18 protein-coding genes and 1 pseudogene are annotated in these 26,063 nt (G+C 58.5%); 9 read left to right on the top strand and 10 right to left on the bottom strand.

Features of this window, described 5'->3' with window-relative positions:
* Positions 1-7: 7 nt before the first annotated feature.
* Positions 8-3,451 (bottom strand): YhaN family protein, encoded by a 3,444-nt coding sequence (locus P5689_RS06925; RefSeq protein ID WP_023979916.1) that lies wholly within the window; start codon positions 3,449-3,451, stop codon positions 8-10.
* On the bottom strand, positions 3,448-4,794 hold the full coding sequence (locus P5689_RS06920; protein WP_023979915.1) for a DNA repair exonuclease: 1,347 nt from the start codon (positions 4,792-4,794) through the stop codon (positions 3,448-3,450). Before P5689_RS06920 ends, P5689_RS06925 begins: the two co-directional genes overlap by 4 nt.
* 95 nt (positions 4,795-4,889) lie before the next feature.
* Here P5689_RS06920 and P5689_RS06915 point away from each other — a divergent pair, with 95 nt between their 5' ends.
* Complete coding sequence (locus tag P5689_RS06915) at positions 4,890-6,572, top strand: Na+/H+ antiporter (RefSeq protein ID WP_285532614.1); 1,683 nt, start codon at positions 4,890-4,892, stop codon at positions 6,570-6,572.
* A gap of 45 nt (positions 6,573-6,617) precedes the next feature.
* Here P5689_RS06915 and P5689_RS06910 read toward each other — a convergent pair whose 3' ends face one another.
* The 3 genes from P5689_RS06910 to P5689_RS06900 all read right to left on the bottom strand — a co-directional run bounded on the left by P5689_RS06910 (position 6,618) and on the right by P5689_RS06900 (position 10,237).
* Positions 6,618-7,517, bottom strand: a complete 900-nt coding sequence (locus P5689_RS06910; RefSeq protein ID WP_023979913.1) for a sugar phosphate isomerase/epimerase family protein — start codon at positions 7,515-7,517, stop codon at positions 6,618-6,620.
* Between the two features lie 362 nt (positions 7,518-7,879).
* Positions 7,880-9,070 (bottom strand): mechanosensitive ion channel family protein, encoded by a 1,191-nt coding sequence (locus P5689_RS06905; RefSeq protein ID WP_285532612.1) that lies wholly within the window; start codon positions 9,068-9,070, stop codon positions 7,880-7,882.
* Between the two features lie 216 nt (positions 9,071-9,286).
* Positions 9,287-10,237, bottom strand: a complete 951-nt coding sequence (locus tag P5689_RS06900; protein WP_285532611.1) for a bile acid:sodium symporter family protein — start codon at positions 10,235-10,237, stop codon at positions 9,287-9,289.
* 417 nt (positions 10,238-10,654) lie between these two features.
* Between P5689_RS06900 and P5689_RS06895 the strand changes: the two genes are divergently transcribed.
* From P5689_RS06895 to P5689_RS06860, 8 genes are all read left to right on the top strand, one after another.
* On the top strand, positions 10,655-11,194 hold the full coding sequence (locus P5689_RS06895) for a phosphate-starvation-inducible PsiE family protein (protein ID WP_023979910.1): 540 nt from the start codon (positions 10,655-10,657) through the stop codon (positions 11,192-11,194).
* A 211-nt stretch (positions 11,195-11,405) separates the two neighbouring features.
* On the top strand, positions 11,406-12,065 hold the full coding sequence (locus P5689_RS06890) for an NUDIX domain-containing protein (RefSeq protein WP_285532610.1): 660 nt from the start codon (positions 11,406-11,408) through the stop codon (positions 12,063-12,065).
* Positions 12,066-12,217: 152 nt separating this feature from the next.
* Complete coding sequence (locus P5689_RS06885) at positions 12,218-12,988, top strand: DeoR/GlpR family DNA-binding transcription regulator (protein WP_285532609.1); 771 nt, start codon at positions 12,218-12,220, stop codon at positions 12,986-12,988.
* 58 nt (positions 12,989-13,046) lie between these two features.
* Positions 13,047-14,039, top strand: coding sequence for a sugar kinase (locus tag P5689_RS06880; RefSeq protein WP_285532608.1), 993 nt, complete (start codon positions 13,047-13,049; stop codon positions 14,037-14,039).
* Entirely contained in the window at positions 14,036-15,286 is a 1,251-nt protein-coding gene (locus P5689_RS06875) for a D-tagatose-bisphosphate aldolase, class II, non-catalytic subunit (RefSeq protein WP_285532606.1), read from the top strand. Before P5689_RS06880 ends, P5689_RS06875 begins: the two co-directional genes overlap by 4 nt.
* Positions 15,287-15,410: 124 nt before the next feature.
* A complete protein-coding gene (locus P5689_RS06870; protein WP_285532605.1) occupies positions 15,411-16,208 on the top strand; it encodes an L-iditol 2-dehydrogenase in 798 nt (265 codons plus the stop codon).
* Between the two features lie 237 nt (positions 16,209-16,445).
* Positions 16,446-17,957 carry a sugar porter family MFS transporter gene (locus tag P5689_RS06865; RefSeq protein ID WP_285532602.1) on the top strand — a complete coding sequence of 504 codons (1,512 nt, stop codon included), beginning with the start codon at positions 16,446-16,448 and terminating at the stop codon, positions 17,955-17,957.
* 135 nt (positions 17,958-18,092) lie between these two features.
* Entirely contained in the window at positions 18,093-18,875 is a 783-nt protein-coding gene (locus tag P5689_RS06860) for a DUF1460 domain-containing protein (protein WP_285532601.1), read from the top strand.
* Between the two features lie 63 nt (positions 18,876-18,938).
* On the opposite strand, the gene P5689_RS15535 is transcribed toward P5689_RS06860, so the two are convergent.
* The 5 genes and pseudogenes from P5689_RS15535 to P5689_RS06830 form a co-directional block, all read right to left on the bottom strand.
* Entirely contained in the window at positions 18,939-19,571 is a 633-nt protein-coding gene (locus P5689_RS15535; RefSeq protein ID WP_352230621.1) for a GNAT family N-acetyltransferase, read from the bottom strand.
* Between the two features lie 79 nt (positions 19,572-19,650).
* Positions 19,651-19,896: pseudogene (locus P5689_RS15530) on the bottom strand (hypothetical protein); the annotation flags it as partial.
* Positions 19,897-20,182: 286 nt separating this feature from the next.
* Entirely contained in the window at positions 20,183-21,079 is an 897-nt protein-coding gene (locus tag P5689_RS06840; RefSeq protein WP_285532600.1) for a hypothetical protein, read from the bottom strand.
* Positions 21,080-21,081: 2 nt separating this feature from the next.
* Positions 21,082-24,504, bottom strand: coding sequence for a glycosyltransferase (locus tag P5689_RS06835; protein WP_285532598.1), 3,423 nt, complete (start codon positions 24,502-24,504; stop codon positions 21,082-21,084).
* A 68-nt stretch (positions 24,505-24,572) separates the two neighbouring features.
* Entirely contained in the window at positions 24,573-25,907 is a 1,335-nt protein-coding gene (locus P5689_RS06830) for a UDP-glucose/GDP-mannose dehydrogenase family protein (protein ID WP_023979898.1), read from the bottom strand.
* Positions 25,908-26,063 lie beyond the last annotated feature (156 nt).

Here is a 26,063-nt window from a genome sequence, read left to right as displayed (position 1 = left end):
CCTCAGCCTATACGCTGTGTCGTGTCGCGCCAAATGAGGCGGCCATGTCAGCCAGATGGGCGTGATGGGTCAGAAACAGGATCTGGTTGCGCTGCGATTGCGCGGCGAGCGTTCTGAAACCGGCCTCGGCACGGGCCTCATCGAAGGTGATGAACAGGTCATCGGCAATGAAAGGCAGGGTGATGCCGCGCGCCTGCGCCTGATCGAGGGCCGCAAGTCGCAGGCTCAGAAAGAGCTGGTCGCGTGTGCCTTCGCTCATGGCACCGGGGCGGATCAGTTTTTCATCTTCCAGCATCGCAGCCAGTTCAGGCGCCTTGCCATCCTCGGCGATGGTAAGCCTGCGATATCGCCCGCAGGTCAGCGCGGTAAATATGGACTCTGCCGATTTCAACAGGGGGTTGGTGTTCTCGTCGCGCTGAAGGCGCGCCACATGGCTCAGGATCATCGACTGGATACGCGCGCTGGCCCAGGCCTCGGCGGCATTAGCCATCTCGGTGCGGCAGGTCTCGATATCCAGGGCGGCATCACGGGCATTATGAGCCTGTTCGATCTGGCGCATGTCATTGGCGAATTCACCCTGACGTTTGAGGTTCTCCTCACGGCGGCGCTCGGTGGCTTCATAGTCACTCGTGAGTTCAGAGAGGCGGAGGCTTACGAAATCGGGCGGCAGGGTTCTGGCCTGTTCCTGAAGCTGATCGAGACCGGGGGCATCGCGCTCCAGAGCGATACGGCGCTCAAGGGCTGTTTTTTCATCCAGCGCTGCCTGCCGGGCTTTTTCATGCGTGATCCGCACGCGAAGCTTTTCGATCATGGCCGCATCCACGCTCGCTGTTGCGGGTTCGTAATCCGGCATCCTGCGGGCGAAAGAGAGGAAGGCCTGCCGCAGCACGTCGCAGGCGTTCCGTGCCTCGTTGAGGGCTGTGAGGTTTCGCGTCAGATCGGCATCATGAGCGGCTGCCTTGTCACGATCCGTCCGGGCAGTGCGCAGCAGGGTGGCAAGACGGTCGAGACAGGCTGCGCTGTCGAGATGGCTGAGTGCTTCATGCCCCGGCAGGTTTTTGGCGAAGGCGGCAATGGCACGGCGGAGCGCGTTATCAGCCTGTTTTTGGGCCTTCAGGGCCTGATGCAATCGGGCCGCTTCGCTTGCAGCACCGCGCAGGGCCGAAAGACGGTCGATGGCTTCTACCGATTGCAGCGGGATGATTGCCGTTGTGCTGCTGTCGGTACCGGCCTGCAATGACCATTCCTCTTTCAGCGCGGCCTGTTCGTCGTGCAGGGATTGGGCTTTTCTGAGTTCGCTCTCCAGGCTGCGCTGTTCCTGCTCGATATCGGTCCGGATGCGGGCCAGACGATCGGCTTCATGCTGCCAGGTCTGGCGGCGTGCCTGAGCCCAGACCAGCGCATCGCTGACAAGGGTGAAGTCTGGCATGTCAGGCAGGACATTGCGCAGGATGTCGAGCGCAGTGCTGTGTTGGGCGGTACGTTCGGTCCAGCGCATGATCACCTGCTGCAGGGCGTCATGGTTCCTGAGTGCCGTGGCACGCAGGGCCAGCCAGCCGCGCAACCGTTCCGGCTCAAGCACCGGCAGGGCACGATTTGCACATTCTTCATGCCAGGATGCGGTCGTCTTTTCGGTTTCCGCCCCAAGGGCATCGCGCTGTGTGACGAGATGCGCACGATCGAGGGAAAGGCGCTCGATCTCCTGTTCGATCTGGGTGAGTTTGGCCGATTCCTCAGCCTCGTCGAAGCGTTTGTCGGCCAGATGATCGGCATGGTCGCGTGCCTCGATGAAGGCACTGCGTGCTGATCTGTCACGGGAATCATGGGCGAAGGCCTCGAACAGGGTGTCGCGCTGGGCTCTCGCTTCTTTCAGAGCGCCGAGCGAGACGATCTGCCGTTGCTCCAGATGGGTTCTGGCGAGATTTTGCCGTGCCAAAGCATGACCGACAGTGTCGAGTGTTTCGCCCAGAGCCGCATCGCGGCTCTTGAAATCACGGAATAAAAGGCTCTGCGCTTCCAGTGAGGGGGCATCGGGGATAGCCATGCCCTGCAGCACGTCGATCGTGCCTTGCCAGGGGGCGAGGTCGCGCCATGACTGGGCGAGGGAGGTCTCTGCGGCCTGTTTCTCACGATCGAGGCTGGCAAGTTCGGCGTCGATGCCATCGCGCCTTTCAGCCTGCTGCAGGGCGATCAGCAGCGAGGAAAGCGGGCGTGTTTCCTCAGCGCCGGCGCGCGATTTTGCCAAGGCGAGACGCTCCTCGGCGGCGAGACGCGCCGTACGGGATTCGGCCTCGCGCTGGATCAGCATGTCGTGACGCAGGGCGAGGGGGCGCAGCCTTGCGAGGTATTCAGGTGTGGGAAGGGCTGAAAGAATTTCCTCGTATTCTCCGCGCAGCCCTTCGCGACGCAGTGAGAAATCGAGATCGGCCAGTGTCTTCTCCTGCTCGGGCCAGCGACGTCTTGCCGGGGCAAGGTCGCGCTCCTGCCTTTCCAGCGCGTCGATTGTCGCTTCATGGGATAGAAGGGCGAGATCGGGAGTGCAGGCCGCCCGCATGGAGATAAGGCTTTCGCGCAGCTCCGCCAGCCGGTCGGCTTTTTGCTGCGCAGCGACAAGACGCCCCAATTGTTCGTCAAACAGGGTGTGATCATTGGGCGAGAAAACCGGGAGTGGTTCAGCTTCCAGCGAGGCTGTCAGGGCAGCATGTCGTTCGAGGTCGCCTCGCAGCCGGGTCAGGCGCTCGAGCCCACTGCGCTCGGCCAGGGTCTCGCGCAACAGGGCCTGGATCTGGCCAAGTGACGCTGCCACCTCATCAGATTCGCGGTTGAGCGCAGTCCAGCGCTGGCTGTCCTTTTCTGCGGCGATCAGGCGTGTGCGGGCATCGGTCAGGCGCGTACGCAGGGCATTGAGCCGTGTGCCGCGTCCGTTCTTCTTCCAAAGAGCACCTGATTCAGCGTCAAGCTGGTCGAGCACAGACTGAACGTTCTCAAGCCCGAACCCCGCGGCCAGAAGCTGCTGGCCCAGATCATCCTCAAAACGTGCCATGGCATCGCCACCAAGGCGCAGGCGCTGATGATCGAGGCTCCACTGGCGCTCGAACGCTGCACGGTCCACGCCGCCGAGACAACGGATGAGCCCGTTTTCATCAAGCGGTGTCGTGCCATCGGGGGCCAGAAGGGTCTGCTTGGTGCCGCGCTTGCGGATCGCGCCGAAAGAGTGCCCGTCATGCTCCATCACACCGCCGATGCGCAGCTGGGCAGCATCGAAACGCCAGTCCTGTGCCTTGTTGTGCGGAAAGCCGAAAAGCAGATCGCCTATCGCCTGTAGTGTCGTGGATTTTCCTGCCTCATTCGCCCCGTACAGCACGTGCAGATCAGTTTGAGACGCCGTGAAATCGTAGTGGCGGTCGGCAAAGCGGCCATAGCGGATCAGATCAAGCTGCGCGATTCTCATGGCGTCTCTCCCTGCGTACCGCCACGCAAGGTGGAGAGGCCCTTGGGATCGTATTCCGCCTCATGGGAGGCCTCGTTCCCCGAATGGCCGGAGAGCTTCTCACAAAGCGCATTTTCCAGCCCCGGCAGGATCGCGGCCCAGTCGCGCCGCTCGATATGATCGAGCAGGGAATCGGGCGCGATCTCACCGAGATTCAGCGTCTTGAGGCACAGATCAAGATCGCGGCTGATATCGTCCAGAAGTGCCGCGTCCTGCGTGGCGCGATGGATCAGGGCAGAAAGGGCGCTGTCATCCGGCAGGACGCCATCGGGAGTACCTGAACCCGGCGCGGTAAGCGGGGCTGTGTCCAGAACGAGTTTTTCCAGCTCGATCTCGCCGCCACTCATGGCCGCAAGATGCTGGATTGTTTCGCGTAGCGACGCCCCCTGACGCCTGAGCGTGTCATGCAGGGCGGTCTGGCCGCACAGGACCAGACGCAGCACGCAAAGATGATCGGGATGAGCGCGGGCGATATCCTGAAACAGGGTCCCGAGATGCTGATGCAGATCAGGCTCATGGGTGAGATTGGCGCAGTCGAAACGCGTTTCGACCCAGCGCACCACATCGCAGGGGAGTGGATCGATCGAGGTCACACGGTGATTCTCGACCGTGACGAGCACGACGCCTTTCTCGCCTGTTTCGCGTATGTGACGCCCCTGAAGCACGCCGGGATAGACGATGGGCGTGCCGTTATCGAGAATCATGCGCTCATGGACGTGGCCCAGCGCCCAGTAATCATAGGCTTTGGCACGCAATCCGTCTGGCGTGCAGGGGGCATAGGTCTCGTGCTCGCCATGACCTGAAAGTGACGTGTGCAGAACCCCGATATTGAAATATCCCTCCACCGGTGCGGGATAGGCAGGGGTCATATCATGCGGGACATGGCGATCGGCAAAACTCTGGCCATGCAGGGCGACGCCAAGGGAATCGATGAGAAAACTGCCCGGTTTGCGCGAGGGAAAACGGTCGATCCCCTGTTGCAATGGCAGGTCGCGCGTCAGGATCGAAGCGGCATCATGATTGCCCTGAAGCAGAAAGACGCGGATGCCGTGCCGGATAAGCCGGCCCAGCGCCTGGGCCATGTAGCGTCCTGTGCTGATCGTTTTCCAGTTGCCGTCATACAGGTCCCCCGCAATGACGACGAACGCCACATCATGGGAGATGGCGATCTCCACCATGTTGTCGAGTGCTCGTCGCGAGGCATCGCGTATGCGCTCCATGGACAAACCGTCATGACGTTCAAGCCCGCGAAGTGGGCTATCGAGATGAAGATCGGCGGCGTGCAGAAAGCGGAACGAGCTCATGACCGCATTGTAGCGCATTCATGGGCGTTGCGCGCCGTCGGAAAGAAGGAAGCGCTGCATGCCGTGCGGCGGGACACCCGGAAGTCGCCTCAGTCATGATTCCTGCCGATAATATCCTGATTCTTCTCCTGTTCGCTGCGGCAAGCAGTCTGCTGGCCAAAGCGCTGAAAAACCGCATTCCCCTGCCGCTCATCCAGATCGTTCTGGGTGTGGCGGCGGCCCTTCTGGGCGTCAGGATCGGCCTGCGCCCTGACCTTTTCATGCTGGTCTTTCTGCCGCCACTGCTTTTTGCCGATGCGTTTCGTATGCCACTGCGTGAATTCCATGAATTGCGCGGCACGATCTTCTTTCTGGCCTTCGGGCTGGTCGTGTTCAGCACCATCTGCTGTGGCTACGCCATTCACTGGCTGATCCCGACGCTCGATCTGCCCTGCTGTTTTGCGCTTGCCGCCGCACTTTCACCCACCGATACGGTGGCGGTGTCGAGCCTTCTGGCGGGAAAGCATGTGCCAGAGCGGATGATCCATGTGCTTTCCGGTGAAGCGTTGTTCAATGATGCTTCCGGGCTGGTCTGTTTCCGCTTCGCCACGGCGGCCGCCATGACGGGGGAATTCTCCTATCGTCAGGCCTTCGATTCATTCCTGCTCGTGGCGTTTGGTGGCCTCGCGATCGGGGCGGTCATTGCCTATGTCTCGGCGCGCCTCAACCGGATTCTGCTACGACGCGGCTTTGATGACCCGCCCTTGCAGATCACGCTCATGATCCTGCTGCCTTTCGTGACCTATATCGTGGCCGAGCGGGTGCATTGCTCCGGTATTCTGGCTTCTGTTGCGGCGTGCATGGTCATCAAGATGATGGGCATGATCGAGGAGACCAATACCGCCACGCGGCTTCAGGCCACCACGGTCTGGGGTATGGTCAATTACATATTCAATGCGCTCATCTTCCTGCTGCTCGGGCTGCAATTGCCGGCGCTGATGCGGGGTGGGGTGCAGATGGCGCATGAGCGGCAGGTTTCCATCCTGCAATTGCTAGCCCTGATCGGCGCGATCTATCTGATCATGACCCTGCTGCGCTTCATCGGTATCTGGTGCTCCATCCTGCGCCGCTGGCTCGTGGCCCGATGGAGCCATACGCCGTTTGTCTGGCCCGATTTTCTGGGATCCGTACTGCTCACCTTTGCAGGGGTGCGCGGGGCCGTGACACTGGCGGCTGTATTGTCATTGCCTGCGCTCGGGAGTGACATGGGGGCGTTTCCCTCACGTGACCTGCTGATCACCATCGCGGCTGGAGTCATTGTAATCTCGCTAGTCGGTGCCGGGCTACTCATGCCGCTTTGTATCCTGTTTCTGCCCAAACGCGGCATGGAGCGCCATGCGGCAGAGGAGAATACGGCCCGTCAGGCCCTGCTCCATACGGCCGTTACCCTTCTGCATGATGAAAAGACGCGTTGCACACAGGACAGCCAGGCGGAGCGAGCCGATAATGCGCTCAGGATTGATGTGCTGGACCGGCTGGAGCAGAATTATCAGAACCGCCTGAGCCAGATCGATGAGGCGCCACAGGCTTCGCTCATGAGTCGCAGCCTGTCATTGCGCCGGGAGAGGCTGGAGCTCGCGACCCGTCTGCTGCTGCTGCGGGCCCAGCGCCAGACCCTGCACCGGCTGTTTGTGGAGCGGGGAATCAACGATCAGACAGAATGGGAACTGCAGCAGGAACTCGATTTCGAGGAACAGCTTCTGCGCTCGCGCGTGCAGCGCCTGCCGAAGGACATCTGACATCCGGCGCGGTACTGGGGTAGGCCGCGCCGGGGGCGTGCATCGTCACATCATGCCGCGTTGGGTCAGTTCCTTGCGCATGGTGCTGAGCATGAAGCGCGTAGAGTCCTCTGCCCTGTCTTCCCAGGCAAACACACAGGAGGAAAGAACCCCGTCAAAACGGATTTCGGCCAGCGTGTCGAAGAACGTAGTCCAGTCGATTTCGCCCTGCCCGATATCGAGATGCTGGTGCACCCGCACCTTTGCGCCCGGCGGGTTGACGATGTAGCGCAGCTCTGACGACTTGCGGTGGTCAAATGTATCGGCCACCCGGATGTGCACCAGAATATCTGCCGCCTCACGCAGCATGGCCGCCATATCCTCACCGTAAAAAAAGGTGTGCGGCACGATGTAGGACATCCTGACCGCGTCCGAGCCGATATTGCGGATGATATCGATGGCCGGATGGAAGGTTTCGACCCAGTCTTCCGGATGCGGTTCGAGAGAGAGCATGATGCCCGAGCGCTCCAGCAGGGGCACCAGATCATCCATAGAGCGCCAGAAAGCGGCTTCGCAGGTTTCGGGCGTGGCGACACCGGGCGGCAGACCGGCTGCGCGTTCGGGTGAGGTGCCGCGACCGAACTCGGACACCATGATCCTGCATTCCATTTCCGAGGCAATCTCGATGGCGCGGCGCCAGTAGCGCATGGCGGCCTGACGTTCTTCCTCGATCGGGCTGGACCAGCGATACATGGGCTGGAGCGTGGTGAGCTCGGTTCCGTTATCGCGCAGCGCTTTCCTGAAGTCGCGTACGCGTTGGGACGTGGCACGCGGCATCACCCACCAGTCCAGAAAATCGGCACGGGGCGAGAGCTCGATGCCATCAAATCCGTATCCCGCCGTCGCACGGGCGATATCGGGCAAAGAGAGATGGCGCTGCATATAGGGGTCGAGAACCAGTTTCACCTTTGGGCTCCTCCTTCAGGACAAACCCGCTCTGGCTGCTTGCTCCCTTGCATACGCAGGCGAGAGGCTTGTGTCAGCGTCGGGTTCGACTGCGAGACCCTAGGCAGAACGCCTGTCGTGGCAGGGCAAAAAACTGATTGAAAACCATCATTTTTCACGCCGGGGCCCGTGAGGGGGGCGTGTTATACTGGGAAACTGCCGGTGAGGCGTGTTGGTCTCACGAAGGATTTATCCCAAGGTCGCGCCGACGAGCCTTTATCAGGGCTTGTGGCGTGATGATCAGCGCCGCTGATGAAGCGCTGATCCTTATGGAACGAGTGCCTGATCCTGTTCGATGAAAGGCGGTGTCGCAGTGCTCAGGTTCAGCGGCGTATCTGGATATCGGGTCCGTTATACTGGCCACTGCCCATGACACCGCCCGGACCGGGCCGGTTGACCGGGGGTGATACCAGCGAGTCAGGCCAGGCAGGTTCAGCGGGTGCGCCGGGCACAATAGCCGTCCGGCCACGTGGCAGGGCTTGCGGGAGTTCCTCACGCAGGCGCTTGAGCAGGCGCTCACGCAGGTCGCAGCAGAGATTCCACATGCCATTGGCGTCAACAGCACCCGCAATGAGGCGGATGGAGATCACCTGCGCATTGCTGTCAGCCACCTGGCAGCCAACCGAACTCATGTCGCGGTCCCAGTCGGGTGATTTCTCAAGCTCTTCGTGAAAGAGGCGACGGATCTCATCGACCGGCGTCTGATAATCGAGCCACAGAAACAGCGAGCCGATGAGCGAGGGAGAGCTGTGCGTCCAGTTCTGGAACGGGTTCTCAAGGAAATAGGCAATGGGAACAATATAGCGTCGGCGATCCCATGTGCGCAGTACCACATAGGTCGCGTTGATCTCTTCCACATAGGCCCAGTCACCATTGAGGATGAGCATATCCTCCATGCGTATGGGTTGGGTGATGGCAATCTGGATGCCTGCAATAAGGTTGGACAGGGCAGGACGGGCCGAGAGACCAACGACCAGCGAGGCGGCACCCGCCGAGGCGAACAGCGACACGCCATACTGACGCACAGACTCGAACACCATGAGCGCGGCACCCACGGTGATCACCCCGCAGGTAATCTCGATCAGGCGACGCAGGATGCGGATCTGGGTCTGATGCGAGCGAACCGTGATATCATCCACATGCTCGCGGTTGGCGATGCGATCGAGATATTTGTCAGTGCCGAAGCGGAACGCCTTGATCAGCCCGAAACCGATGGTGATGATCACGGCAAAAGCGAAGAAATGCGCCAGAAACTGGATGGTGGTGGGGGCAAAACCCGTCGTGGCCGGCAGGGCTGCAGAGGCCGCCACGATCATCAGCAGCAGGCGCACATGGTTTTGCAGCCTGGCAATTGTCTCGTGAATGAAGGCGATGCGACGCAAGCCTGGCAGACGCGGCAGCGCCTCGGTAATCAGGCGACTGAAAAGCAGGGCAATGAGCGCGGCGGCAACCAGCAGAAGTGTTGACGCTACTGATGGCGGGAGCCAGTCGAACCATGCGAGAAGTCTCGACATGGAGTGCACATAGTCTTGCTTGATCACAGGCTTTCCTTCTTCACTCGAAACGACGGGGTGTTTTGCTATCACGTTGCCGTGATGTCGCAAAACCGGCGCATGAGAGGGTTAACCCCTGATGTCGCCAGCGTTTCCCATGAAAGAGCGGTAAGGAAAGGCGTGCGGGTGATGACGGCACCCGGATGGGAAGCGCCGCTCCAGCCTTGCGCCTGTGCGTTACACCTCCGGACGTGAGGCCAGACGTCGAGCCAGCAACGTGCACACGAAAAGCTGGATCTGGTGATACATCATGAGTGGCAGCACGACCGTGCCGACCACGGACATCGGAAACAGGATATTGGCCATCGGCACACCGGTGGCGAGCGACTTCTTCGAGCCGCAGAGCATGAGCGAGATGCTGCTTTCTTCCGAAAAGCCAAGTGCGCGGCCCATCAGGCGCGACAGGAGCAGAACCAGCCCCAGAAGCACGATATCGAGCCCGGCGGTCAGGGCAAGGTCAGGAAGCGATACGCGATGCCAGATCCCTTCCACCACGGCATGGCTGAACGCCGTATAGACCACCAGCACGATGGAGCCGCGATCGCTGAGCGAGAGGAGTTTCTTGTTGCGGTGCGCCCAGGCCCCGAGGCGCTTGTGCAGCAACTGCCCGATGCCGAAGGGCAGCAGAAGCTGGGTTGCGATATCCACGATGGCATGGGCCGACCAGATATTGCCTTTCTGCACGATCAGCCCAACCAGAACAGGCGTGGCTACGATACCGAGCAGGTTCGACAGCGTGGCTGCACAGATCGAGGCAGGCACATTGCCTCTCGCGATAGAAGTCAGCGCAATCGAGCTCTGCACGGTTGAGGGCAGGCAGCACAGAAAAAGCACCCCATGCCACATATCGGGCTTGAGCAGACCCGGCATGAGGGCATGAAGCACAAGGCCCAGCACGGGAAAGAGCAAAAACGTGCAGGAAAGCACGCTGCCCTGAAGCCGCCAGTCACGTACGCTTTCCAGTACGGCCTCGGGCTTGAGTCTTGCGCCCTGCAGAAAGAACATCAGGGCGATAAGCAATGTCGTCAGTTTCGACAGGATGACCGCCACAGGCCCCGAGCAGGGGAGGAAGGTGGCCAGCACGATGGCGGCGATCAGACTGAGCAGAAAGGGGTCGAGTTTGCGCATGGTGAGCGATTTCCACCGCAACACCCGTCTTTGGCAAGAGGGAGAAAACGCCCCGGCCATCTGGAGGGAAATGCAGGTCGTGCCTGTTGTGCTTCAGAGTAGCGCCGGGCGCCCGCCTCCGGAGCTATTGTCCCAAGCCTGAACCGTGCAACGCGTAAGGCTGGAGGCCTTGAGAATGACGGCTCTGTAAGGTTCGGTCGCAGACAGGAAAGGGTCATTATTGTGATCTTTGTGTATAAATATATATTCTCTATATTATGATTGTAAAACATAAAATTTATCATGTTTATATTTTAGATATTATTTGCTTATCGTGTGGGCGATATTACGAAAAGACAACTATTCTGCTGGTGATGTGTCTTTGCGGCTCTGGTAAGAGTGAGGGCTTACTCCTCACCAAGATATTATCGACAGCCCATGATCAAAAGTATCCCCGGTTTCTTCAAGGTCTCAACGCTCTTCGATCTGTTCGAGGAATGCGCCATGCTGATTCTCACGCTCTGCGTCATGGCCGTGGCGACGCTTGGGCTTGTGCATGTCGTCTATGCTGTTTTCGAGATGGTGCGCTCGGCAACGCTGGTTCCATCCAACCCGGCTGTCCTGCAATCGCTGTTCGGCCTTTGCTTTACAGTGCTGATTGCGCTGGAGTTCAAACATTCCATTCTCGTTGCACCGGATACACCCTCTCACAGCCTGGTCAGGATGCGTTCCGTACTGCTGATCGGCATGATGGCGACCGTACGCAAATTCATCGTGCTCGACCTGAGCGCGGTGGATGTCATGGGGGTTCTGGCGCTGTCGGCCTCGGTCCTGTCTCTCGGTATCTGCTACTGGCTGGTACGCAGCCGCAAACCTGTTGCTGATAGTGCAGCACCCGGCGTCATGCTTCCCGGTGCTGTCGCGACCGTTATGCCACCGGGGGCCGGTCATCCCGGTTCGACGCACGAGACAGTCTGAGCCTTTCCATCGCCGCGATGCGGCCAACCGGCCCTCGATATGCCGCCTCAGACCTGTTTCCTATCCATGCCATGCAGCCCCGAGTTCCCTATGCGAGGCAGGGTGTGCGAAGGTTGTTCTCACCCGGATGTCCGATCCCGGGCAGGGTAGGGGATATGAGCTTGCGGGCGCAGGCCGTGACACGCAGAGGCGGGCAGAGGGATTGATCGCCATGACAGGAACGCCTCCTGACAAGCCTGATCGCTTTGGTGACGAGGTTGTGCCCGGCAAATGTCCAGATGACCGTATCACGATCCTCTCGACCCGGCTTCTGGCCAATGACTGGGGCGTTTTGACACGTTACACGCTGAGCTATCGACGCAGGAACGGCACGACTCAGGTCTTTACGCGAGAGACGTATGATCGTGGCGATGGGGCCGCGATCCTGCTTTACGATGACGAGAGGCAGGTGGTCCTGCTTACCCGACAGTTCCGATTTCCAGCGTATGTCACAGGGCATCGTGAGGATCTGATTGAGGTTTGCGGTGGCCTGCTCGATCACGATGACCCGGCCACCGCCATGCGCCGTGAGGTTGGTGAGGAAATGGGAGTCGAGATTGGTGAGATAACCCCCATAGGGTGCTATTATATGAGCCCCGGATCGGTGACCGAGCGCATCCATTTCTTCACCGGGGCTTACAGGCCCGGGATGCGTATTGGGCCGGGCGGCGGCCTGGAGGGAGAGGGCGAGGAAATCGACGTGATGGAAGTCGCGTTCCCTGAAGCCCTGCGCATGATCGATGACGGACGTATTCTGGATGCCAAGACGATCCTGCTTTTACAGCATGCGGCAATCAAGGGGCTTCTGAGCGTTCGAGGCGCAGGGCGATAGGGTGGTTTCCGGCTCGGCGGCTGACCCGATGATAACGGACCAATGTGCATATCCTGACACAACCCTGTGATGGCCTGTCTTAGCTGCTGACAAGCAAAAGATGATAACTTACAAAACGAAAGATAGGTTTTCGTTTTGAAAGATTCTTGATTATGTCGATGGGCGTGAACAGCGCGACTCTCAAACGCCGTCTGGGAATTGTCGATGCCGTAAGGCGCGCCGGATTCATACGGACCGAGGCGCTGGCGAGTCAGTTCGACGTCTCCATGGTGACGATAAGGTCAGACCTTGCCTATCTGCAAAGTCAGAATCTCGTCATCAGAACAAATGGCGGTGCCCAGCCGGCTCACGATTATGCTGTCGATGCGCCTCTGGATGAGGGGCCCACCCTGTATGAGGCCCGGGCCCTGGCACGTGCTGTCGCCTTCAGGCTCAAGCCAGGGCAGTGCGTTTTTCTGGACAACACGCAGGCCGCTTCTTTCGTGCCGGTCTATGCGACAGCCGAAAACCTGCGTTTCGTCGTCAACAGCTTCGAAACCTACCATATGGCGAGCCGGACCAGCGATGCGGCGGTCTCGTTGCTTGGTGGCGAGTATGACCGGCTGGGATACCCGCTGATCAGCCCCGCTGCCGATCATGCCTTGTCTTTCTATGATCTGGATCTTGCGGTCATTTCGGCAGCCCAGATCAGCAAGCGGGGTTTCACCTGTCTCGATCAGACAGGCAGCTGTCTGGAGAGTGCCATCATCCGGGCGCGGCAGGTCTTTTTGCTGGCTGACCGTCTCGATCGGGCCGATGAGGATGGTCATGTTCTGGCCTGGCGCAAAACCATGTCGGTTCTGCATGGGGGCACACCGCCCGATGGCGCGGTGCTGTGCGAGGACTGGTCGGTTTTTGCAGATGACACCGCACCCTCCGGCTGAGCACCCCGCTGGGCCCTTTTTCTTACCTTCTGTTTTCCCCTTCGATGGATAACCGATCATGGCATCCAGTTTTCTGATGGACCAGTCCCCGGACGCGCCGCGTTGCATCATCACAATCGGTGAGATTGTGGTCGAGATCATGGCCGAGACCCAGGGGACGGGTTTTCTTGAACCGATGGCCCTCAAGGGGCCTTACCCTTCGGGCGCACCGGCGATCTTCATTGATCAGGTCGCTCGTCTGGGTGTGGAGTGCGGTATTGTCTCGGCGGTCGGGCGTGATGATTTCGGCACGCTCAATATCGAGCGCCTGAGGCGTGATGGTGTCGATGTTTCCGCCATTCTGAGCGTGGACAGTTTTGCAACAGGCAGTGCGTTTGTGCGCTACCGGCCCGATGGCAGTCGCGATTTCGTCTATAACATCCGCCAGTCTGCCTGCTCGCAAACGGGCCTCCACGAGGCAGCGCGTGGACTGCTCAAGCGCGCGACCCATGTCCATGTCATGGGGTCCTCACTGTTTTCCTTCCCGATCATCGATGCCGTGACGACCGCTGTGCATCAGGTCAAGGCGCAGGGTGGAACCGTTTCATTCGACCCGAATATCCGCAAGGAGATGCTCGACATCCCCGATATGCGGGCAGCCCTGCAATTGATGCTTCAGGAATGCGACATCTTCCTGCCAAGCGGTCCCGAACTGCTCCTGTTCAGCAGTGGCACGACGCAGGAGGCCGCCATTGCCGAGATTCTCGACATGGGCGTTTCTGAAATCGTGCTCAAACAGGGCAGTGAGGGCGCGACCTGCTTTTGTGCCGACAAGACCGTCCATGGTGCGCCGTTCCCGGCGCAGGAAATCGACCCCACAGGCGCGGGCGACTGCTTTGGCGCGACCTATGTCACATGCCGCCTGCTCGGCAAGTCGCGCGAAGACTCGCTGCGCTATGCCTGTGCCTCCGGGGCAAGGGCTGTTTCGTTTTTCGGCCCAATGGAAGGTACGTCCGATTTCGCGGCGCTGGACCAGCTTATTGCAGGCCAGAACACGGGAGAAAAAGTATGACCGGATCGCTCATCTCGACATTGCGGGCGCGTTTCGACCAGGGCGACAAGACAGCTGTCACCTCGGTATGTTCGGCTCATCCGCTCGTCATAGAGGCCGCCCTTCTTCATGCGGCATCGCGTGGCAAGGCTGTGCTGATTGAGGCGACCTGCAATCAGGTCAATCAGGATGGCGGTTATACCGGCATGACGCCCGTCGATTTTCGCGATTACGTATACGGTATCGCCGATCGGCTGGGCTTTGCGCGTGAGCAGATCATTCTGGGCGGGGATCATCTCGGTCCCAATCCGTGGAAGTCGCTTCCGGCAGAGCAGGCCCTGCAAAAAGCCTCCGACATGATTGCGGCTTTTGCCGAGGCGGGATTTACCAAGCTGCATCTCGACGCCAGCATGGGTTGCAAGGGTGAGGCCGAGCATCTGCCCGATGCCATCGTAGCTGAGCGGGCCGTGATGTTGGCCAAGCGGGCCGAATCCGTCGCACCGGGGCGGCCCGTCTATGTGATCGGTACGGAAATTCCTACACCGGGCGGGGCGACCGAAGCCCTCGATCACGTTACGCCCACCACACCGGACGCAGTTCGTGCGACCTATCAGGTGCATGAAAACGCCTTCCGCGAGGCGGTGCCGGAGGCCTGGTCGCGCGTGATTGGCATCGTGGTGCAGCCCGGTGTGGAGTTTGGCCATGAAGATGTGGTCATTTACCAGCCCGAGCAGGCCAGCGCGCTTGTTGCCACATTGGCGCGTCTGCCGGGACTGGTTTTCGAGGCACATTCGACCGATTATCAGCCGGGCACGGCGCTGGCACGACTGAAGCAGGACGGGTTCTGTATCCTGAAGGTCGGGCCGGAGCTGAGCTTTGCCCTGCGTGAAACGCTTTACGGGCTGGATGCCATACGCGGCTTCATCGACCCTCAGGCAGTGTCGCTGGTCGGGACGATGGAAAAGACCATGCTCGATGCGCCCGCCAACTGGCAGAGCCATTATCATGGCGATGCGATGGAGCAGCGTATCCTGCGCCATTTCAGCTATAGCGACCGTATTCGCTATTACTGGCCCGAACCGGCCGCCGAACAGGCCGTGACAGCGCTGATCCAGTCGCTGGAGCAGGTATCCATTCCTGAAACCATGATCAGCCAGTATCTGCCCCGGCTTTTCGAACGCGTGAAATCGGGTGCGCTTGCCGCCGAGCCTCGGGCTCTTCTGATCCAGTCGGTTCGCGATGTGCTCGAACGTTACGAGACGCTTTGAATCGTGTGCCTGGTGCGGGGACCTGGAGAAACAAGGCCCCCACGCTAGGCCAGTCCGACCTGTCTGAATTTACCTGACTCAATTTACCCATCCGTCATCATCCGATGACCATAGGAATCACGACATGAATGCCACCACCGCCCCTCAGGGCAAGCCATTGCAGGATCGTGTTGCGCTCATTACAGGTGCCGCACGCGGTATCGGCCGCGCTCTTGCCGAGCGCTATGCACGCGAAGGTGCGCACGTTGTTATCGGTGACCTGAACGAGGCAGGTGCGATCAGCGCCGCTGCCGAACTCGGTGCCGATCATCTTGGCGTTGCACTCGATGTAACCCGACAGGATTCCATCGATGCCGCGCTGGCGGCGATTATCGCGCGTTATGGCCGTATCGATATTCTGGTCAATAATGCCGGTCTGTTCGATCTCGCTCCGACTGTCGAGATCACGCGCGAAAGCTACCATCGCGTGTTTGCCGTCAATGTCGAAGGGCTGCTTTTCACGCTTCAGGCGGTCGCACGCCAGATGATCGCGCAGGGTCATGGCGGCAAGATCATCAATTTCGCCTCCCAGGCCGGGCGCCGTGGTGAGCCACTGGTGGCTATCTACTGCGCCTCGAAGGCAGCCGTGATTTCTCTTACCCAGAGCACCGGCCTCGATCTCATCAAATACGGCATCAACGTCAATGCCATTGCACCGGGCGTGGTCGATAACGAGCACTGGGATGACGTGGACCGCCGCTTCGCCCAGTACGAGAACCTGCCTCTTGGTGAAAAGAAGCGGATCGTCGGCGCATCGGTACCGTTCGGGCGTATGGCGCGTCCTGACGAGATCGGGGGGCTTGCGGTGTTTCTGGCCTCGAAGGATGCCGATTATATCGTCTCGCAAACCTATAATATCGATGGCGGCAACTGGATGAGCTGAGGCGCGATTGTTCATCGCGCCTTCCTGAGCGCATGGGGTGGCTTGTGTGCCCCCCTGTCAGCGTTCAGCCCGGTCTGATTTTTCTGGAACACTGAAACGACATGCTTCGTGTGTGCGGGCCGACAAGGCCCGCGCCATGCGGCGGGCTGCGCCCATGCTGTCGAGCCGGTAACGATCCCGATCGTTGCCAGGCCTGGGCATGAAGGATGGCGCGCGCCCTGAAGAAGGGGAAAAAGAATGAAAAAGCAGAGGCAACCCGGCATGGGTGATACCGATCGTGCTGGCATCGAGGCGATTGTCGAGCAGACCTCACCGGGGCGGTCCGCATGGCTCATTCTCGCGGTGGCCTCTTTTGCCGCCGCAGTATGCGGCGGGCTTTACGGCTATGATACCGGCGTGATTTCCGGCGCGCTTTTGCTCATGACACGTGAGTTCGGGCTGTCGCACACGCAGCAGGAAATCGTGACGGCCTCCATACTGGCCGGCGCAGTCGTGGGGGCGCTGGTTACGAGCTGGTCATCGGAGCATCTGGGCCGCAAGAAAACCGTCCTTGTCGTGTTGTTCCTGTTCGCCCTGGGGGCGATTTTGTGCTCGATGGCCCCGAGCATCGGTACCCTTGTCGCTGCACGTTTCCTGCTGGGCATCGCGGTAGGTGGTTCCACGCAGGTTGTGCCCATGTATATCTCCGAATTATCGCCAAGCCGGTACCGTGGCACGCGGGTCACCACCTTCAATGTGGCGATCGGGGTCGGGATCGTTCTGGCAAACATCGTTGGATATTATTACCACGATGTCTGGTCATGGCGCCGTATGGTGTCGGTCGCTTCCATCCCGGCAGGTCTGGTCTTTATGGTCATGCTGTTCATGCCGGCCAGCCCGCGCTGGATTGCCGAAAAGCGAGGCCTGACAGCGGCAGCGCGTATTCTTGAACGGGTGCGACATACGAAGCTCGATATCCATCAGGAGCTTACCCAGATCGAGCGTATCCGCCAGTCGATCAACCCCGAGAATTCCGGCTGGGCCGGGTTGGCGCAGCCTTGGGCACGCCCCGCCCTAATCGCTGCTCTTGGGGTGGCTTTCTTCACGCAATGTGGCGGGCTGGAGATGATGATCTATTATTCTCCCACCTTCCTGTCCGATGCCGGGTTTGGAAAAAATGCGGCCCTTCTGGCCAGCGTCGGGGTGGCTTTCGTTTATGCCATTGTCACCCTAGCTGGGTGTTTTCTGGTTGATCGCGTCGGGCGTCGTCGTCTGATGCTGATCATGATTCCGGGCTCGGTCATCAGTCTGATCGGGCTTGGCATTTCGTTCATGTCGGGCAGTCATCAGGGTTTTGGCGCGCTTGCCACTGTGGCTTTCCTCCTGCTTTTCATGATGTTCAATTCGGGCGGTATCCAGATCTGTGGCTGGCTGCTGGGGGCAGAGCTGTTTCCGCTTGGTATGCGCGGCCCGGCGACGGCGCTTCATGCGGCGATGCTCTGGGGCAGTAATCTGCTCGTGACCGGAACAGCACTCACTCTGGTGCAGGCAGTTGGCATTGGCGCAACGATGTGGATCTATGCCGGAATCAATTTCCTGTCCTTTGTCTTCGTTTATCGCCTTGTGCCGGAAACGGCCGGTTTGTCGCTGGAGGATATCGAGGGCAATCTGCGGGCGGGCAGTTTCAGCCCGGGTAGAATCCGCAGGATCGACAAGGCTATCGTTACCATTGGTCCGCAGAGATCAACGACTATAAGCGGCAGGGCTTGAGAGCCGGTCCGATTCCATAGGGTCCGGATTTTTCTGGTAGCTTGTCGCACTGGATTATCGTGCAAAGAATTGGGGGCTGTAATGGGTTTTTCGGCGCAAACAGGACGGGTTGTCAGGATATGTGCGGGACTCTGCATGGCGACCTCTCTGCCCTTGAGCGCGCAGGCTGCCGACACAGCTTTCGCGCCTGCCGATCAGGCGAGGCTGGGCCAAATTGAAGCGCAGATAGGCGCTGAGGTCCCGGCGCGGCCTGTCGACCCGGCAGGTTTCACGCATCGTATCTCGACGGTTTCGGCGCTGTTTCTCGGGACGCCCTATATCGCCAATACACTGATTGGTGGTGTCGACACACCGGAGCGTTTGGTCATTCGTTTTGACGGGGTCGATTGCTACACGTTCATCGATCTTGTGCGCGCACTTTCGCTTTCCAGTAACGAGGCCGGGTTTGTCGCAGCGCTTGAGAAAACCCGTTATCGCGATGGTAAGGTTACCTATCTGAACCGGCGGCATTTCCTGACAGACTGGGTGGCGCTTGCACCGCATAATGCCCGTGACATGACGCGCGATTTGTCATCGCAGTCGCATGTCACGCGCAAAAACCTGAATCAGCGTGATGATGGCGGGGTCTATATCAAGGGGCTCGCCATTCACCCGCGTGATATTGCATGGCTGCCGCCTGAGGCGCTTACCCCGCAAATTGCCAGAAAAATCCATACAGGCGATGTGATCGGTATTTATACCGCCCTGCCTGGTCTGGACGTAACCCATACCGGCCTTGCTATCTGGAAAGACGGGACGCTCTGGTTCCGTAATGCCTCATCGCTCAAGGCCAATATGAAAGTCGTGGATACGCCGCTGCAAACCTATCTGAAGGGCAAGCCGGGCTTTCTTGTTCTGCGTATGCCCGAAGCGGAATAACGGGCGTCATATCGTGCGCGAGGGATGGGGCCAGGAGGCCTGATATCTTGTCTTGCAAGACCGTCAGAGCGTCTCGTTTGTCTGTGCGTCAGGCGTGATCAGTTCGCAAATCCAGTCCTCGCCCTGCAGGGGGACGCCAAACAGATCATGCGGTGCGGTCGCAACGCAGGAAAAACCGTTTCTTGCGTAAAGACGACGGGCATTTTCGAGCACAGTATGGGTCCACAGGATAACGCGCCGGTAGTGCTTTTCATGGGCGAAAGCGAGACATTGCTGCACAAGTGCATCGCCAATGCCTCGCCTGCGGGCAAACGGCTCGACATGCAGCAATCGCAAACGGGCAACACCATCGCCTTCATCGGTTAGGAAAACGGCACCGGCCATGACCTGATCGAGATCGGCAACCCAGCAGGCTTCACGTGTCGGGTCGAACCCGCTCAGAAAGCGTGATGCCGTCTCGGCAATCAGACATTCAAGCTTGTGTCCCCAGCCATGGCTTTGTGCATACAGCGCTGATTGACGGGAGGCGATAAGGCTGACTTCCCCGGGTCGGGGGGCACGCAGGGTCAAAGACGCGTCGGCTGATGGTGCCAGCAGAAAACGTGCATGGGTGAGCGATGTCACGAGGTCGTAGCGCGGAAAGGGGGTCGAGGGCCGCCAGCGTGGTCCGAATAGCTCCCTGAACGCGCTCCTCAAGGCCCGAGAGCATCTCACGCCCGCCTGGGGTAAGTGTAATCGGGCGTAGACGCCTGTCATGTTCAGGGCAATCGCGATGGATCAGGTTACAGCGGGTCAGGCGGCCGATCATGCGGCTGAGTTGCCCCCGGTCGATCTGCAGGGAGTTTTGCAATGCGGCGGCGGTTACGGGCGTGCCCTGTATGTGTTCCAGACGCGCAATCTCGAAAATCAGACGCGCTTCGGCGAGGGTGATGTCCGACCCTGCAAAATGCGCATCCAGCGCACCGACATGCTGGACAAAAAAGCGGTTGAAACGCCGGACGGCCTCGATTGCGTGATCCATGATGTCTGCCTGAAACGAAATAACCTGAACCTTGCCTGCGCCCCTTCCGATTTCCCGATCCACACGGCCTCGGGGAGAATGCGATTCCAGGGACCGGACTTACCGTAAAGTATGACCCGGGTGTCAGCCAGGCCAGTTGCAATACCGCGATTGAGGTAAGCGTGACAGGTGGATTGATGCATGGTTGGCAAGGGTACTATCGATGCTCAAGGCGACGCGTCGTCGCATGACGTAAGCGGATCGTTGGTTACCGGATTATGAGGATAACGCCTGCCTCTAGCAGGTATCAGGTGTTGATGAGAAGCCAGAGGGCCGCGTGATTGAGTGTATTGGGGAGATCACCGTCGGCGAGCTCAGCTATGCCGGGCTTGCTTATGGTGTTGTAGTTCTCGACGACATATTCGTCTGGATAGGCACCCCTGGCAGCCAAGTCAGCGACCTGTCTCATCAATAGATTCATGAAGGTATCTCGTGAAGCTGCACCCGGGGACAGAATGGCAGTGGTCCACAGATTGGAAGTCTTTGCCCAGATGATCTCATCGGCAATGAACGTTCGATACGCCTCCGGTTGATGGAAATAGAAGTCGACCGGAATATCTGCCGTAACACCGCCGCCGAGGCGGCAGGCTTCTCTGAAAAGACTCCAGTATGGGGCGCTCGAGAGCATACCTCGCACATATTGTCCGTGATTTGGAGTGACAACCGGCGCCAAAGAAATAAAACCGTTTTCGCGGGCAATTGTCGTGTAGTCGCCCCACGTATTCCATTTGTTGATATTGACGTGCCCGCGGCGGGGTTGGAAGCGAAAAGAAGCATAATCCCTTTTCCACTCGTGGTCGAACCAGTGTTTAGGGTCAGGCCAGCCACCTAGCTCAATGTCTGGGCTGACGCCTGCTGCCCCACTATTTGCGATGACGGAACGTCGTTGCGCATCATTCAGCCGGAGCCACGCCGAGTTGTGGATGTAAAGTTTGAAACGAGAATTGCCGCGCAATCTGGCAAGCGACGCGGGATCGGTTAGCTTATCAAACCCGGGGAGACCACCCAAGGCAACGATCGGGTTCTTGCGTGCATTCGTGCGGCCTTGCGCGTTAACTATTCCTGCCAAGCCCGTGCAGGCCGCGCCGCAGAAAAGGGATCGGCGCGGGATCAGGGGGCGGCGTGAAGCGCGTTGCTTCATCATGGCTAGGAACCTGCCGTCAGTATGGTGGCTTTTTGACGTTGCCCCATCGCAGGCGCGTGGAGATCGTGAAACGTACGCCCCTCGCGGGCAAATGCCGGATGGAAGAATGGGTCATGACCCAGAATATTCTTCCAGCGTCGCTTCATGGCGCGTTGTTCCCGGGCAAATCGCGCGATTTTCTTGGGGCTGTCTTCAAGACCGCGACTGATAGATTCATGGTGTTCCGCCACGAAGTCCGGGGTGAGTATGATTTTCCACCCAGCCTGCGTCGCCTTGATACACAAATCAATGTCGTTGAAGGCGACAGTGAGGTCTTTCTCATCGAAGCCCCCAATAGCGTCGAAAATGTCTCGACGAATCAGAAGGCAAGCGGCAGTCACCGCAGAGACCTGATGCGTGATGAAGCCCCGGGCGCCATAGCCCGGGAAATATTCTGATTCATGAGCGAAGGCGTGTCCGGCCACACCTCCAAAACCGAGAATAACACCGCAATGCTGCACAGTCCGGTTTTCGAACAGATACTTACCCCCGACGATGCCCACTGTAGGATCGATAACCATCTCCCCCATCAGAGTGTCGAGCCAGTCATCATCGCTGACGAACAGGTCGTTGTTCATGAGGATAAGGTTCTCGTATTCTTTCGGTACGATAGATACTGCGAAATTATTGATTGCTGAGTAGTTAAAAGGTATGTCGTATTCGAGAATTGTTACGCGACAATTAGATTTTACTTCATCTGCAAATTTGGTGGCATCTTGTGTGGTTGAACCGTTATTAACGAGAAAAATATGAATGTCATGGCGTTTGCTATGTCTGAGAAGGCGTTCCACGCATTTGCGCGTGAAGTGCATCTGATCCTTGTAAGGGATGACAATGGCAACTTTCTGCTGCGGCGCGACATCAGCCTGCACTCGATAAAAAGTGCGAGGCCCATAGCTATAAACCGTTGCTGCAATTTTTCGTCGATGAAGGTGGGCTTGAACAGCGCGGACACCAGCTGCGATTGCGTAAGGCTTAGCCTCGATGGAGGATGCGGTTGAAGAACTCGTTTTGCGCCAGTGGTAGAGGACGGCTGGCACATGCACGATGCTGCGTGGTGAGCAGAACTCAATGCAGCGAAGCAGAAAGTCATGGTCCTGTGCACCGTTGAACGCGCTATCAAGTCGCCCAGCTTTATCCAGGATGTCCCTGCGGATCATAGTCAGGTGATTGATGTAATTGACACCAAGCAGATATCGGTAGTTCCAGGCCGGTTTAAGCATCGGCTCAGAGAGGTTTCCCGCATCGTCGATCTTGTCCTCATCTGAATAGATAAGGTTGGCATGGCCTGTACGGTCAGCGGCAACCATGACCTCGATTGCGTGGGGAACAAGCAGATCATCATGATCGAAGAAAGCGACCCATTCACCGGTCGCCATGTCGAGGCAGGTATTGGTCGTCTCGGAGATGCCCCGATTCTCACTATTCACGACGAAGCGAATGCGTGAATCGCTCTGGGCAAGCTCTGCCATGACATCGATTACGGCCTGATCCTTGCCGCCGTCGTCACAAAGAAGAATTTCGATATCCTGATAGGTCTGGTTCATCAGGGACAAGATGGCCGAGCGGAAATGCTCGGGGGCGGGGCGATACACCGGGCAGACAATGGATACCAGTGGGCCGCTGCGACGTCGCCGTCGACTACGTTGTTGGATCGATTGCTGGTGCAGGACGAACCAAGGCTCATAGTTCGTGATACTTAGTCCGCTCGTGGGGATCTGTGCTGTTGCAAAGTCTCGCACAGCTGCGATCTTATCCTGAATCTCTTTGCGGCTTCGACGACCAGCTCTGCGCAGATGCTCCGAGCAGTCATCCAGCATGGCGGAGATGCGTGCGATCACGTTGCCATAACTACTGTTATCCAGGTCGGCGGTGATCGGACTACCGTTTAAATCGATATCTTCGGGCATCAGGCTGATGCGATAGGTTTTTGGAGGTCCTTGGCGAAATTCGAGCGGTATCTCAATCGCGAAGCCGCAGTGGCGATCAATATCGTGCGCGGCAGCGACGTCGGGTCTGGCTATGTTTGCGATGCCGGTTGCTACGATCTGATTGTTGTGTGTGATCTTGATATGCTGGCGGGTCTGGAAATGTCCCGGACGACAATGTGGTGCGGCTGCAACCCAGCCTCGCAGGCAACCATCAGCCGGGCTGTCAATCATGCTGATCACCTCAGGTGCGCCGTTGACCTTGAATCTCTTGGACTCCAGCCGCCGCTGATTGTGAATGAACAGTATTCTCTGGCCATCGGTGTCGGTTACCGTGAGGGTATGTGGGCTGCCATCAAGGTATCGCGACGGCATTAGCATATGGAAGCCAACTTTCTCGCGGCGCAGTTCCGTGGCAGCCACATCCGGTCGAATATCGGTGCAGGAAATTTCCGGTAGGGCTTGGCCATCAATACGAAAGATCAGTCCGGTGGGCTCTTCATGCTGCGGGTTGTATGCCCAGCCCCGAATGACAGTCGCACTTACTTCATCAATCGTACACTGAACTGGCGAGGTGAGCGGGAGGGCACTGCCATCTGTCGGAACCGACCTGTAAGTATAGCCCAGCTCTGTCAGGCGTTGATGAACCTTGCGCGCTGAGGCAAGCGCACGGTAATCAGGTATCTCACTGGCATCGTTGCCCTTAAATGTTTCCCAGTCGCGAGCTTGGCCACCAGGCTGCCTGCGTGCAAGACGGCGTGTCCAGTGCTCCCGACTGCGGATGATATAATGATGGATACGCCAGTCACCCTGTACGATCGTGCCTGGTGCCACCACTCCTTCGGTCATCCATTGAACAGGTCTGCCATCGACCGAAACAGCGGGTTTCTCGGTCACGACATAGTGGGGGTTGAGGACGCGTCCAGCTTTATTCGGGCGGAAAAATATCTTCACGTGTTGATTGACGCCACGATCGCCGGCGCCGCGTCCCGTGAAAGCTTCCAGCACCAACCGGCCTGCGCTACTCTCAAGATTGGATGAACCAAACGTCATCCAGTTAATCGCGAAGGCGTCTTGATCTGCATGTCGGTCAAGCAGATCGTTGAGCTGCGCACCTGGCGGTGGGATGAGGAATTCGTCGCCGTCCAGGAAGCATATCCATTCTGCCCGATCGCGCCATTCTGTGATACAATGCGTATAAGCGGCACCTTGTTTGGTCAGACCCGGTATCGGCGCGCGGTTATTCTGCCAGAGTATCCGCTCAACCGGAAAATGCTTGGCGGCATCCTCAATGACCTCAGCCGTGCCGTCGTCACTCTCGTTGTCATAGATGACGATCCTTTCAAAGCCGATCAGGCAGTGATGCGCAATCAGTTCAAGCAGATCCTGCCGTTCATTCTTGATGATAAGGCAGAGAAGAGAGCGTATGTATGGTGGGGTCGGGGCAGGGGCGGTCATGGAAAGGCGAGCTCCGGTTGAGCTGAAGCGTTGGCTGCGTAATGCCTGCTGAGTGCGATATCTGGGCTTTAGGGGGTTGGTCGTCCGACGCTTTGGTAAAGGAACCCGTGCTTTGCCATGGCCTGCGGATCCCAGATATTGCGCAGGTCGACAATCGTGTTGCCGTGCATGATCGAGCGCAGAGTGCGCGGATCAAGGGCACGGAACTCGTTCCACTCAGTCAGGACAACCAGAGCATCGGCTCCGGTTGCCGTCTCGATAGCATCTTTTCCAAAAATAACATCTGCGGGTAGTAGTGGCTTGGCCGCAGACATGCTGACAGGATCGAATGCCTTGATGGTCAGGCCTTCCTCGTGCAGTCGATGGAGGATCGGGATCGACGGCGCATCTCGCATATCATCGGTGTTTGGTTTGAACGCGAGGCCAAGAATGGCGATGGTACAACCTTGTTGCCTGGTGTGGCCGATGGCTTCCAGGATGCGCTCAGCCATCGAGTTCTTGCGCTCCGTGTTAATCTGAATCGTCGCATCGACCAGCCGCGACGGCACACCTGCATCGCGAGCTATATGGCTCAGCGCCAAGGTGTCTTTAGGGAAGCACGATCCACCAAACCCAGGACCGGCATGCAAAAATTTAGTGCCGATTCGACCGTCCAGTCCGACGCCACGGGCAATGGCGTGCACATTGGCGCCGGTTTTTTCACACAGATCAGCCATCTCGTTGATGAATGAGATTTTCATCGCGAGAAAGGCGTTGGCTGCATATTTAATGAGCTCGGCCGATTCGAGATCGGTGAAGAGGATTGGCGCCTCAATAAGGTAAAGTGGGCGATATAGGCGTCGCATGATCTCTTCGGCGCGCGACGTGCCTCCTGGTTTGCCGGCCTCAAGGCCGATCACAACGCGATCGGGGCGCATGAAATCGCCGATCGCTGAGCCCTCACGCAGGAACTCCGGATTTGAGGCAATATCGAAATCAAGGTCAGGACGCGCCTCGCGGGCCAGCTTGGCAAGTTTTTTCCCCGTTCCGACAGGAACGGTCGATTTTGTGGTAATGACGATATAGTCGGTGGCAGCATGAACGATCTGCAAGCATGCTTCGATCACTTTAGTAAGGTCAGCCCGCCCGGTATCCTCATCCGGAGGGGTGCCCACAGCGATGAACGCTGCCGCAGCACCGGCTACGGCATCATTCACACTGTTGCCAAAAGAGAGTCTTCCAGCTGCGACGTTTGCGGCCGCCATCGATTGTAATCCAGGCTCGTAAATCGGAATTTGACCGCTCTGAAGCATGGCCAAGCGCTCCGGATGGGTCTCAACAACGCGGACTTCGATACCGAATTCGGCGAAACAGGTAGCGGTTACCAAACCGACGTATCCGCCGCCAATGACTGCCATATGCATTGCAGCCTTCCTTTCTTCTGAGAAGGATCTTACTGGTGCTGGCATGAACATGCTGTCAGTCGCACTGCGCAACAGTGACGCATCATGCCTCGATTTATTGGCGTAGCACTCTAAAACACAGGAAAAGATTTATTTTTGTATAATATACTAATAGTC

This window comes from Asaia sp. HumB, from assembly GCF_030263835.1.
GTDB classification, from domain to species: domain Bacteria; phylum Pseudomonadota; class Alphaproteobacteria; order Acetobacterales; family Acetobacteraceae; genus Asaia; species Asaia bogorensis.
Note: the sequence above shows the minus strand (reverse complement) of the source record. Positions and strands in the feature narration are given on the sequence as shown.